At 68.3% G+C, this 12597-nt stretch carries 7 protein-coding genes and 2 pseudogenes; 6 read left to right on the top strand and 3 right to left on the bottom strand.

Annotated elements, in window-relative coordinates:
- Positions 1-6: 6 nt before the first annotated feature.
- The 3 genes and pseudogenes from E6R18_RS01480 to E6R18_RS01490 form a co-directional block, all read left to right on the top strand.
- A complete protein-coding gene (locus E6R18_RS01480) occupies positions 7-498 on the top strand; it encodes a hypothetical protein (protein ID WP_136314997.1) in 492 nt (163 codons plus the stop codon).
- Between the two features lie 51 nt (positions 499-549).
- Positions 550-2787 carry a trypsin-like serine protease gene (locus tag E6R18_RS01485; RefSeq protein ID WP_136314998.1) on the top strand — a complete coding sequence of 746 codons (2238 nt, stop codon included), beginning with the start codon at positions 550-552 and terminating at the stop codon, positions 2785-2787.
- Between the two features lie 311 nt (positions 2788-3098).
- Positions 3099-3252: pseudogene (locus E6R18_RS01490) on the top strand (IS110 family transposase); the annotation flags it as partial.
- A gap of 11 nt (positions 3253-3263) precedes the next feature.
- Here the strand turns inward: E6R18_RS01490 and E6R18_RS34370 are convergent.
- Positions 3264-3480, bottom strand: a pseudogene (locus E6R18_RS34370) (transposase); the annotation flags it as partial.
- 437 nt (positions 3481-3917) lie between these two features.
- Here E6R18_RS34370 and E6R18_RS34595 point away from each other — a divergent pair.
- From E6R18_RS34595 to E6R18_RS01515, 3 genes are all read left to right on the top strand, one after another.
- The gene (locus E6R18_RS34595) at positions 3918-5282 is read left to right on the top strand and encodes an ATP-binding protein (protein ID WP_240799551.1); all 1365 of its coding nucleotides are present in this window, start codon (positions 3918-3920) and stop codon (positions 5280-5282) included.
- A 121-nt stretch (positions 5283-5403) separates the two neighbouring features.
- Positions 5404-6294, top strand: coding sequence for a hypothetical protein (locus tag E6R18_RS01510; RefSeq protein WP_240799552.1), 891 nt, complete (start codon positions 5404-5406; stop codon positions 6292-6294).
- Entirely contained in the window at positions 6279-9788 is a 3510-nt protein-coding gene (locus E6R18_RS01515) for a DEAD/DEAH box helicase (protein ID WP_136314999.1), read from the top strand. The genes E6R18_RS01510 and E6R18_RS01515 overlap by 16 nt, the downstream gene beginning before the upstream one ends.
- A gap of 356 nt (positions 9789-10144) precedes the next feature.
- On the opposite strand, the gene E6R18_RS01520 is transcribed toward E6R18_RS01515, so the two are convergent.
- Both E6R18_RS01520 and E6R18_RS01525 read right to left on the bottom strand, forming a co-directional pair.
- Positions 10145-10990, bottom strand: a complete 846-nt coding sequence (locus tag E6R18_RS01520; RefSeq protein WP_136315000.1) for a hypothetical protein — start codon at positions 10988-10990, stop codon at positions 10145-10147.
- Between the two features lie 266 nt (positions 10991-11256).
- Entirely contained in the window at positions 11257-12471 is a 1215-nt protein-coding gene (locus E6R18_RS01525; protein ID WP_136315001.1) for a hypothetical protein, read from the bottom strand.
- Positions 12472-12597 lie beyond the last annotated feature (126 nt).

The raw sequence follows: 12597 nt of genomic DNA on the forward strand, positions 1-12597 counted from the left end.
GTTTCGATGAAGAAGTCTGTGCGCCTGATCGGCGTGGCCCTTGCCGGGGGAGCCCTTGCATTCGCGTGCGTAGCCCAGGCCGTAGGTGCAGCACCGTCCGTCACGCGGGCTGGTGCGGATAAAATGCCTTACGCGGTCGAGGATTTCAACTATCCGGGAGCAGATAAAATCCTTGCGGAGCAAGGGCTCAAGCTCAAGCGAGGCGATGGGCACATCACGCTCACGGATTGCGGAAGCGATCCCGACATCCTCCGGTTCATCGGTCGTGACCGCGATGACTTCTGCTTCCGGGTCACCGGCCCGAAGGGGTATCTCACACTGGAAGTCCCTAACGTCACCGGCGTGCAGACCAAGGACCACACAGCGCATCTCGAAATGACGGTCGACGACGACATAGAGACCTACGACATCGCAAAAAACAAGTGGCAGGGCGTGGGTGAGACCACGGACCCGAGCCAGCGTGACCACGTTCTCGTGGAGATCACCACCGGTAGCTGACTCCCCTCACGCTCGCGGGGCGTGCGCTCACCCGCTACCTCTCACAGCACCATGTCTCCTCTCACAGAAGGTTCTGAGAACGTGCCTACCAGACGATTTCGCCTCGCGCGGAGCACCGCACTGCTGGCTGCCACAGCCGCCGTCGGTGCTTTCACCAGTACTCCGGCCCAAGCGGTCGCCGGTGCCCCGGTGACGGACGATGCCTACGCGTACACCGCCAGTCTCCTCATCGGCGACACTCAAAGGGCCTGCTCCGGCACCCTCATCGATCCCGAGTGGTTGCTCACCGCGGCCAGTTGCTTCGCCGACGATCCGTCAAGCAGTCTCGCGGTGCCCGCAGGCAAGCCGCAACGGAAGACCACCGCGACCATCGGCCGCTCCGACCTCACCGGCACCGACGGCGCGGTACGCGAGGTCGTCGAGCTCGTCCCGCGCACCGACCGCGACGTGGTCCTGGCCCGCCTGAACCGGCCGGTCACCAACGTCGCCCCCGTCGCCATGGCTACGACCGCGCCCACCGCGGGCGAGGAGCTGAAGCTCGCCGGCTACGGCCGCACCAGTACCGAGTGGGTGCCGTTGAAACTGCACACCGGTGCGTTCTCGGTGGACACGTCCACCGCCACCACGGCCACCGTCACCGGCAAGGACGGCGTGGCCGCGTGCATGGGCGACACCGGCGGCCCGCTGGTGCGGGTGGCGGGCGGCACACACCAGCTGGCAGCCCTGACCAGCCAGTCGTACCAAGCAGGGTGCCTCGGCGTCGACGCGACCGTGACCGACACCGGCGGCATCGCCGCCCGCGTCGACGACCTGGCCTCCTGGGTGAACTCCAAGGTCGGGGCGGTCCGCATCACCGACATCAACTGCGACGGCACCGAGGACATCGCCATCGCCGACCCCGGTGCGGCCGTCGGCGGCGGCAACGACGCGGGACTCGTCCGGGTCGTGTACGGCGGCGGAAAGGGCACTGCGGAGATCAGCCAAGACCTCGGCTGGGTGCCGGGCACTTCCGAGGCCGGCGATCGGTTCGGTGAATCCCTCGCCACCGTCGACTACGACGAGGACGGCTGCACCGACCTGGTCGTCGGCACCCCGGGCGAGGACATCGGCACCGCGCCCGACGCCGGCATGGTCGACATCCTGCACGGAGCCCCGAGCGGCCTGGGCTCGGGTGCGACGAAGGTCACCCACTTCGAGCAGGGTGTCGGCTCCGGTTCCCTGGCCTCGTCCGCCAGCGAAAGCGGCGACCGCATGGGCCACGCCCTCGCCGCCGGCACGACCGCGGCCGGCGTTCCGTTCGTGGTGATCGGCGTGCCCGGCGAGTCCCTCGGCAGCGTCGCCAAGGCGGGCATGGCCGTCTACGCGTACGGCACCACCAATGTCACGTTCGGCCAGGACAGCACGGGCGTGCCGGGCACCGCAGAGAAGGACGACGGTTTCGGCAGCGCCGTCGCCGCCGACGCCAACCACATGGTCATCAGCGCCCCCGGCGAGGCCGTCGGGTCCAAAGCCGACGCCGGCACCCTGGCGGTCTTCAGGCACACGCTGAACTCCGAGCACCGCCCCACCGCGTTGTTCGGCCTCGACCAGGATCTGGACACGGTCTCCGGCACTGCCGAGCCCGGTGACCAGTTCGGCGCGTCCTTGGCTCTCGTTCCGTACCGCCCCTCGGGCGCGGTGGCCGCCACCGAGTCGATCCTCGCGGTCGGTTCGCCGGGCGAGGACGTGAGCATCGGCGGCGTCGACAAGGTCGACGCGGGCATGGCCCACACGTTCCGCGTCACCTCCTCGGGCACGTACAGCGAGCTCAACACGTACATGTCGGGCACTGCCGACGATGACGTGACGGGCACTTCCGAGGCCGGTGACCGCTTCGGCGCCACCGTGACAGCCGTGAACACCGCGCCGCGCGCGGTGAGCACCACGGCGACCGTGAAAATGGCTGTCGGCGTCCCGGACGAGGCCCTCGGAACGGTGGCCAAGGCGGGCGCGATCAGCACCTTCTCGCTCCTGGGCGCGCCCGGCGCCAACGACGTCTTTCTGGAGGCAGGCAAGAGGGGCCTCCCCGGCACCGCCGGCGCCAACCAGTCCCTGGGCTCGAGCATCCACTTCACCGGCACCAGGCTGTATGTCGGCATGCCCTACGGTCCGTCCAGCTACGGCGCCCTGCATGCCTTGCCGATGTCCAACGTAACCGCCGGCGAAGCGGTCACCGCGATCACCACCTACCAGCCCGGCCAGGGCGGCCTCCCGGCCGCCGGCGTCGACTTCGGCCACACGGCGCGGTAGCCCCGCGCCCTCCGAGGGACAGGTCAGGCCTGCCCTCATTACCTTTTTGAGGTCCCGCTACGGGCTCCCGGCCTCCGGGCCCGGCATGGCTGTGTCCCCCTGTCGAACGGATGACCTGGGGGGTGGTGTCACCGGGCCCGAGGGGTGCCGTCGGAGACGCTGATGAGAGGTCCGACCACCGCCCGGCCGGGCGCAATGCCCGGCCATCTGCGGGCGGCAGGTCTGCATAACGTGGATGCGCGAGGACGACCCCGAAGCCAGGCCACCACCGGCACCGAGTGAGTGGGGGCACGGTGATCGACACCGGCAGCATGGGCGTCTTCCTCGGCCTGGACGCCGGCAATAGCAACACACCACGGTCACGGGCTGACCCCGGCCGGCAAGAAGGTCTTCGACAAACCGCTGTCCAACATCGAACCCAAGCTGCGGGCCTTCGACAAGCGGCGAGACAAGTTCGGCACCGTCCCCAGCCGGCGCCCCCTTTCGCGGGCGCCGGCGGCGTGCTCGTGGGCCCGGTTGATCGTGGATCGTCCGAGACCGTCCACTCCACAGCCCCGACGGAGTCGTTGGGGCCCTGGACATCTTTGAGCAGGCGGCCCCAGGTTCCGTCCGCCTCCCAGCGGGCGAACCGCTCATGACCGCCTGCCACGGCCCGGACCGCTCTGAAAGATCCCGCCACGGAGCCCCCGTCTGCTTGGCGTGGCCCTGAACACCGTCAAACGCTACGCCCGCATGCCCGAACCCCAGGCCCTGCGCATCGCCCCAGCCTACCGGCCCCACCCCCCTCGACCCCTACCGCGACCACCTGCGCCATCCCCCTCAGGGACAGCGTCGCGCGGCCGGTACGAAAGCGGCGAAGACCGCGCCGGACTGGTCCAGGGCAGTCCTTCCATCTCCCCTCGCGAGGGGAGATGGAAGCAGTCATACGGCAGGGGCAGACGAGCCCACCCACCTGCACTCGCCGCTCAGCCCGGGGCACCGCACCGGGTGCGGGGGCAACCTCTAGTCGAGGATCCGCAGTTCGAGCCGCTGGTGGAGCGGTGGTCCACCGCGTCGGGTCGGGGCTGCTGCGCCCAGCCGGACCCGGTAACTCGGTGTGGAGATCGGGTCATCGGTGGAGTATGGGGGGGATGAACAACTCTTTGTTCGCCGCGTCGGCGGCGGATCTGACGATCGATCGCATCCGTGCCCTCGCCGCGCGTCCGGACCAGGTGGAGAGCCTGACGCTGGAGTACAAGAGCGAGTACTCCTCCAGCCTGGTGCAGACCATCGCGGCGATGGCGAACACCTACGGTGGCATGATCCTGGTCGGTATCAACGACAAGGTGGGACCGGGCGTCGAGCGGGTCGTCGGCGTCGACGCTCAGCCGACGATCGACCAGATCGTCAGCGGGTGCAGCACGATTCTCGATCCGCCCTGGGAGCCGGCCTTCTTCAACGTGCCCCTCGACGACGGGTCGGGGCGCAGCGTGGTGGTGGTCCGCGTGGACGCCGATGTTGCGCCCCGGCCGGTGCTGATAAAGCTGAAGGCGCCGATCCGGCTGAGCGGGCGCAATGCCACCGCCGACCGTAACCGGATTCTCCAGCTCGTCCGGGAGGAGCCGTCGGCGAGGGTGCTGCCCATGGGGCAGAACGTCATGTCCCCGAACCTGGACAGGGACAACGAGGGCAAGGCCACCGCCGACTTCATCCTGCGTACCGGCATCAACCTCCCGATGGGAGAGGCCGGCGCCTGGCGCCCGCTGTCGGAGAGGGCTGTCGCCGCTTTCGCCCAGGCACTGGACGACTCTGCCTTCCCCCAAGCCTTGCGCAACCTCGGGAACGGAGCGATTGACTACGTCACGGGATTCCGCCGGCTCGGGCACAACAAGGCCCGGAAGGCGCGGCTGGTGTGGCAGGCCACCACCGGCCAGCCCACCGACAAGACGCACCTGGTCGAAGCAATCGTGTCGATCGACCTTCCCGAGCCCTATGCCTCTGCGGCGATATCTCCGGTCGCAAGCGTCACCATCGACATCATCGCCCGGGTCTGCCAGTACGCCGAGGGACGCGGAAAGCAGGGGTGGACGCACCGGTACCCGGTGCCGGACCTGGCCGTCCTGTTCGACGGACTACTGGAGAGCGCCGTCGATCCCAAGGTCGTCGCGGAGATCGCCCGCATCGCCGACATCGACACCGCCCTGGTGGCGCGGCCGCGCGAGCTCCACCTCGTCGCGGACCGGCACATCAAGGAACTCCTCTCCTCCCACGGTCTGCAGGAGATCCCGGGCGTCGGCCGGCGGCGTCTTCCGCGCCAAGCCGGCCCTGAGCCTGCGCAGCTTCACCGACCGCCAGGAGCAGGTCGACAACTGGCTCCGCCAGCTCGGCCTAGACGCCGGCCTGACCGGCATGGAGAGCCTGGTCGAGAGCTACCGGGCCACCGCCCCGACGCCGGTGTAGCCCGTAGGACGCCAAGGTCGTGGTCGCCTGCTACCGGTCCCCGCCTCACCTCTTGAGGGTGTCTACTGCGGCACCCACCTCTCCGCTGACCACTCGATAGGGTGACCTGGCCGAGGGGCTGCCTCGGTCCCCTGCATCGGGTGCGGTGAGGGTGTTTGGGACGAGCAGGGGGTTCGGGTGACGGACGTTTCGCCCGTGCAGGCGCTGGCCCGAGCGACGGCCGTTGGTGGGCGGGTGGCCAACCTGGTGAAATGGGAGCCCAAGGGAGAGGATCAGACGTGCCCCTGGAAGCTCGTCGTGACCCTCAGCGGGAGCACTGGGGATCGCGCCGCCGCCGCGTGGATCATCGCCGACGAGATCATGCGGGAACGCACCGCCGGGCGGCCCCGGTCTTACGGAAAGTGGCGCGAAGCCGCCTTGAACGGCACGAAACTGACCGGGACGGAGTACGCCCTGGTGAAGGCCTTCGCGGAGCCCGTCTTCGAAGCGGCGGCCGCGAAGAAGGAAGGCAACCATGGACTGGCCGGGTATGTCGGTGAATGGCTCTGGTACCTGCTGACCCGCGACCTGCCCGAGGATCCGGCGCGCACTGTGGAGATCCTCGGACCGCCGAAGGCCGCCGTGAACGACGGGGGCAGCGATGGACTCGTCGTCTACCGGGAGCGTGCAGGGGCATGGGGCTTCTCCTTCCGTCTGTGGGAGATGAAGAAGTACACCGGAAAGTCTGATGACCCGGGTGGGGTGATCCGCAAGGGCTGGACACAGCTCAGCAGCAAAGGGGCGACCTACCTGGGGATGCTCTCCTGGGGCGACAAGCTGCTCCGTGATGACGCCCGGGAGTTCGTGGGCAGTCTGGCCGAGCAGTGGGTCGATGAGGAGGAGTCGGCAGGTGCCGGTGTGAGCGTCGCGCTGAACGCCACGGCGATCCCGACGAATGCCTTCCACCTCGCGCACGAGCACTTCACCACCCACAAGCACCCCGGTGCGCTGCAGGGCTTGGTGGTGGCGATCGATGATCTTGAGGGTTTCGCCCATGAGGTGAGGGAGTACGTGTGGACCGCACTCTAGATCCGGCGGTACTCGACACCGTCCTGGGCGACCACCGCCCCGGCGGCGTCCTTCCCTCGGCGCAGGAACTGCTGGCGGCCATCACCGATCTGGAGATCGCCGCCTTCCGGGGGGACCAGGAGATCCCGGACGATGTGCTGGCGACTGCGTGGCTTCTGCACGGTCTGGCGGCGGTCGAGCCCGAGACTCGGGGGTTCGACCCGGTGCGGGCCCGGCAGGCTCTCGCGGTCAGTGCGCACGTGATGGACCTGGCCCTGGCTGACGAGCGGCACTCTCCCGACGAGCGGTTGAGGATCGCCTTCGCCGCCCAGGCGGGGTACCGCAGGTGTGAGCAGGAGCCCAACGCCACGGCCGTCTACCGGCAGGTCAAGGACCTGGTGGACTTCGCCTCATCGCTCCCGGCGCACCTCGACACGCTGGCTGTGGAGGCCGGTGTCGTTTTCCTGGCGTTCGACCGTCCCGACCTGAACCGGGCCCTGTCCGCCTGGCGCCGTCAGTTCGCGGAGCTGCGGGCGTTGATGAACGACGAGCCGCTGGCGGGCACGATGTACGGACCCGCCGAGGCCGTGGTCGAGGCGGTTCATCTCCTGCGTCTGTTTCTCTCGTTCGGTGATCTGGACCGCCTGCAGGCCGCTCAGGATCTGCTGGGCAGCGTGCTGGACGGGCGTGCCGGGCGCGGGGATCCGACCGCGAGGTGGGTCGCGGCCCACCTTCTCGGGCTGAGCGGCGAGATGGCCGCCAGCAGCCTGTACACGCTGCTTCCGGAGGGAACGCCGGATGCGGTGGCCCGGACGTTCGCGGTGTCCGATCCGCCGGTCATGACCCTGTGGCGGCCGCAGCGTCAGTTGTTGAACCTGGAGCGGGGAAACCCGGTCTCCCCCGGCACAGGCCGGAGCCTGATCAGCGTGCCGACCAGTGCGGGCAAGACGCTGATGGCCCAGTTGGTCATCTGCTCCCACCTGGCGCAGAAGCCCGGCCGTGTGGTCTACGTGTCGCCGATGCGCAGTCTCGGCCGGGAGATGCGGGCTGCGCTGCGTGGCCGGCTACGGCTGATGCAACGCAAGCTGGTCGCCGAACAGCCGGACTTCCCGCTGGCCGACGGCAGCGGGTCCCTCGTCGGGGACGTGGACGTCGTAACCCCGGAACGGCTCATGCACATGATCCGCCACAACCCGGGCGAAGCGCTGGACGACGTCAGCCTCGTCGTCGTCGACGAGGCCCACCACCTCACCCAAGGCCGGCGCGGCTTCGTACTGGAGAGCCTGCTCGCTCTCCTGCGGACCCGCTCCGAGATCCGGCTCGTGCTGCTGTCGGCCGCTGTCGGCAACCGGGCCGCCCTGGCGTCGTGGCTGGACCCGGCTCGGCCGGCGCAGGAGGTGTACTTCACCGACGACTGGCGCGGCCCCCGGCGGATGCATGGCCTTATGTACCCGCAGCTGCTCAAGGACCAGGCCGAGCTCATCCCGCGCAGGCCGAGCAAGAACCACCCCTCCACTACCCGGGCCAATGTGCCGGTGGCCGCCCGGCTCGATGTCCGGCCGACCGCTGCCAGCCGCACTTTCGGTCTGACCACTCCCAATGTCGGCACCCGGTCCTACGCCTCCCGAGACGCCTGGCAGTGGAACCGGAACACCAAGCTCACCGGCGGCACCGCGGACTACGAGGTGTTCGCCGCCGGCGCCGCCGCCCTGACCCGTGCTGGCAGCGTCCTGATGGTCGTCGCCAGCAAAACCCTCGCCAGGAGCGCTGCCGCCGCCATGGCCAAGCGTCTGGATGTGCGCCCCGAGGCGGCGGCGCTCACCGAGTTCCTGTCCGAGACTCTCGGCGAGCAGCACCCCCTGGTCGCCTGCGCCCGCAATGGCGTGGCCTTCCACCACGGAGACCTTCCCGACGACGTCCTCCACGCCGTCGAGCAAGGGCTTCGCGAAGGAGACCTGTTGGCCATCGCCAGCACCACCACCCTCACCGACGGCGTCAACCTCCCGGTACGTACCGTCGTCATCAATCACACGGTCGAGGGTGACTACGCGCGCGCCGGTCAGCGCAGCCTCAGTCCTGCGGAGTTGCTGAACGCCATCGGCCGCGCCGGGCGGGCCGGGCGTGAGAGCGAGGGGTGGGTCATTCTCACCCGCCCCTACCCGCCGCGGCCGGCGGAGTTCGACATCCTCACCCCCGACTCCGAGCAGCTCACCGTTACCTCTGAACTGCTCAGCGAGGAGGCGCTGGGGGCCTTGGCACAGGCCGAGGGTCAGCTACGCCTCTTCCATGACCTCCTGTTCGCTGTGAGGGGGCATGTCGCGGCCGACTTCGTCGCGTTCGTGTGGCTCGTCTTGCAGACCCATGCTGAGACCCTCGGTGCACCCGGCGACCGGCTGGAACCGGTGCGCTCGTTGCTCGCGATGGAGCAGGCCACCGACGAAACGGTCCCGGCCCGCTGGATGGCGCTCGCACAGAGGGTCGCCACAATCTACGACGCCACCGACCCCGTCTCGGCACGACGCTGGGCCAGCACCGGTACCAGCATCGGCTCTGCGCTCCTGCTCGACATCGTCGCCCAAGACCTCGCGGAGCAACTGGTCGCCCAAGCGGTCCCCGCAGGCGCTCTGGACGAGATAAGCGTCTTCTTCGGTCCGCCTGAGTGGCCGCTGGAGCAGACCCTGGACTTCCTGTCCGAGCGCGGCGTCTTCGACAACCTCCTGCTACTGCCCGAAACGAAGGGCTGCTGGGACTTCAAGAAGAAGCTCGCCGTCGACGTGCCGATCAGCGGCGCGATCCGAGACTGGATTTCCGGCACCCCCATTCCGGAACTGGCGCGCACCTGGATGCCCGACCGCCAGCCGTTCGATCCCCGGCCGCTGGAGCAGGCCGTGCGCAGCATCAGCACGGCCTTCGAGCACGCGATCAGCTGGACAGCCGGTGCCTTGATCAACCTCGTCAACACCCATCCGTTGCTCACCCCCACCACGCCCCGCTTGTTCGCGCACACGGCCTGGCACATCCGGCACGGCGTCGATACCGAGCAGGCGATCACCTTGCTCACCTCCGGGATCACCTCCCGCCGCCTGGCCCATGAGATCGGCCGCGCCGCGGCCGATGCCGGCATCAGTTCCGGCGGCCTGCGTAGCTGGCTCGCCGATCAGCAGATCGACGGCTGGATCACCGCGTACAAGGCCAACGCGTACGAGATCGAGGACCTCCTCGACTACGTGAGCACACCGGCCAACCCGCTTGAGCGGCTACTGAAGGGGCGCCCCGTGACCACCCCTCTCGCACGGGTAGTGCCGGACGCCGTGGACGGGCCCATCACCCTGACCCACCCGGGAAAGAAGCCGGCGACCATCAGAGTCAACCGCGACGGCCTCCAGATCGCGGCCATCCCCGCCGCCCAGCACCACACCGTCCTCACCATGATCGACAGCGGCCTCGACCTCACCCACCACCTGGTGGCAGGAAAGCTGGTCACCGCCTTGGGGACCGTGGGCCGTTCGGTGTAGCTCCATCGAGCCGCGTTAGTCGCCACGCCCGCGAATTCACGGCCGCGGCTATGAGTCGGCCCGCCTGTACGTGCGCGGGCCGGAAGGCTCGGGGTGCGAATTCTTCGCATCCGGATCCGCCCCGCTGGGCCTCCGCCAGCACGTTGCCGGCCGCTGGGGCCAGCAACAGTAGATGCGGCCCCGATTGCAACGTCCTGCTCCTGGCCGACCGGGGAGCCCGGTGCGTGCGCCGGAGTAAGGCTGTTCGCGTTCTCGGCCTGAGTGCCCTCGCTGACGGCACGGCATAGCGAAGGAGTCCCTGCATGCGAGATTGCGCACCCCAAGATTCCACACTTCGCAGCAGAATTCCAGCAACATCAAGAATTATGCACCCATTGCAAGAAGCGCGCAAAGCCCCCCGGCTTTCGAGTCTCTCCCGTCACCACATCTTTCTCATCCCGGAAATAATTGATCACAGGGTTCGAGTAATGAAAGAACTGATCTCTAAACTGATCCGGGATTCCGTCGGCGACCCATTCGTACCTGATGCCGATGGGGCCGATGTAAGCAGCCATCACGCAGGAGGTAAATCTTGCCCCGTCAGCCGACACCCGGGGCACGAACGGGCTGATCGACATTCCGCTTCCATATGCCTTTGTTACGGAGTCGGTGCATATAATCACCATGCGACTGTCTGGCATGTCTTCCGCGCCGTTCATGAAGTCGCGCAACGACCGTGGGACGGGAAAGCGGTCCCTGACCATCCGGCACCCAAAGTGTTTGGCATGATACCTGGCCAGATCCAATGACTTCTGCCGCCATTCGGATCCGTAGATCGATTCCATGCTGATTCCTGGCATGGTCCTCAGCAAGTGCGCCTCGACATACTGTGCGTAGGTGTCGTATGAAATATCGAAAGACTTCGATATTTCGTTATTGCACGGCGCGCACATCGATTTCGGGAACTTGACCAAACCGTAGCGATCCCGCTTGAGGCCGCCTTTCCCTCGTATTTCGCGCTGCTGTTTCCCACTCGCCCAGACCAGCATCTCGCCATTGCCCATCAGGCGCGCGAGGCTGGCTCGCTTGAACTTGTGCTCTCCGGTGGTGGCCGGACGACTCTCACACCACCAGCACATCGCGCTCTCAGGGGCCAGGAGATGGGCATATCTAGCTGAGTCGGGAAGTTCAGACCCCTCGAAGTCGGGACTGAAACTCGTCATGTGCGCTCGCCTCCCTCAGTGCTTCTTCGCCTACAACCACCGAGGCCGGGTGGTAGACGGCAGCCCGCCCTCGGTACGAAACCATGCTCACCACAGCATCCCGGCCGGATGACAGTGTTCGCGCACGCTAGGCCTCGAACTCCGCCGTCGTCCAGTCGAATTTCTGGGTACATCCACCAGCTTCTCGTTGCCCGGCAACGCCCGCGCTCGGCACGCGTACGGACGCATGTTGTTCCCCGGCGTGTGCGAGGAACAGGCCGTCCGGCTCACAACGGCGCATTCTCGGCGAGGTCTGGGCGTGGGCCCGGGAGCAGGGGGCGTGGGCCTCCGGGCATAAGGCCGCGGTTGCGCAGGGTTTGGGCCCGTGTGCGGCAGCGGGTGGTGCAGAACGTGCGGCGGTAGCAGGTCTCGAGCAGGGCCTGGAGGCAGACCGGGCAGCATCCGGGCCCGGCGACGGGGGCGAGGCGTTCGAGCAGGCGCCGAATGCGGTCGACCTGTTCCTGGGTGGCCAGGTACGGCGCATCGGCGTAGCCGTGGCAGCCGGTGAGGAGTTCGTTGAAGAGGCGGCGTAGTTCGGTGAGGTCGCGGCGGCAGGTGCCGAGGAGGTCGAGGAAGTCCTCGACGGGCCAGGAGGTGAGGGCGCCGGTGCGGGTGAGGTAGAGGCCGAGGGTGTCGATCCGGTAGGTGTCGGTGGCGTCCAGAAGAAGGTAGCCGGTGAGTTGCCAGGCGGTGCGCTGGGACATCTCGTTGTGCGGATGGCGGGTGCTCTTGAAGTCGAGGAGGAAGCCGTCGACGACAAGGTCAGCATCGGCGGTGATGCAGGCGCTGGCGAACGTGGGGCCGCCGTGGCAGTCCTCGGGCCGGGTCCGGGTGCGCAGGTCCTCAAGGGGGCTGCGGGCGGCGTGGTGGAGCTGGTTGACGACATCGTCGACCAGGTCGGGGTGGGGGAGCGCCAGCAGGCGGGCGAGGGTGAAGCCGTCGGGGTCCTTGAGGGTGGCTTTGGCGAGCGGGGTGTAGGCGAAGCCGATGGTCGTGCGGGCAAGGACCTGGTACCAGGTCGCGGTGATGAGCATGCGGGCCAGGTCCTCCTCCTCGTCCTGGGCACGGTCCATGGGCAGGGTCCGGTTGTCCAGGTCGAGGGACCGGACGGTCGCGGTCAAGCGGGCGGCGAGTGCTTTGCCGACCGCGCGCATCCGCAGGCCCACGCCGTTCGCGCCGAACTCGCCGATGAGCTCGATCCCGATGAGGGCGGCGTCGTCGACGGGGGCGGCCGCGGTGAAGGCCAGGCGCAGGCGCTGGTCGATCGCTGTGCCGACGGTGCCGGCCTCGGTGCCGACGCCGGGTGGCGGGAGCAGGATGTGGTCGGCGCGGTGCTGGGCGCGGAAGTTCTGCCGCAGGGCGCTTGGTCCGGCGGACAGCTCGCGGTCCAGGAACCGGCGCAGAGGGGAGTGGGGGCTACGCAGCCCGGTGGTCAGGGACACGAGGGGTTCACCGCCGTTCGTCGGGCGCGGCCTGGGGGCGCGCGGGGAGACGAATCGGACGGTAGAGAGCGGGACTGACAACGTGTCGCCCGTACGAAGTAACTGGTTGGATCCGGCATTCAGCGG

The organism is Streptomyces sp. A1277 (genome assembly GCF_004795015.1).
Lineage (GTDB): Bacteria > Actinomycetota > Actinomycetes > Streptomycetales > Streptomycetaceae > Streptomyces.

Bases quoted from the DNA above. Each gene is read 5' to 3' on its own strand.
- E6R18_RS34595 (WP_240799551.1), top strand. From the start codon at position 3,918: ATGAACAACTCTTTGTTCGCCGCGTCGGCGGCGGATCTGACGATCGAT.
- E6R18_RS01485 (WP_136314998.1), top strand. From the start codon at position 550: ATGTCTCCTCTCACAGAAGGTTCTGAGAACGTGCCTACCAGACGATTT.
- E6R18_RS01520 (WP_136315000.1), bottom strand. From the start codon at position 10,990: ATGACGAGTTTCAGTCCCGACTTCGAGGGGTCTGAACTTCCCGACTCA.
- E6R18_RS01480 (WP_136314997.1), top strand. From the start codon at position 7: ATGAAGAAGTCTGTGCGCCTGATCGGCGTGGCCCTTGCCGGGGGAGCC.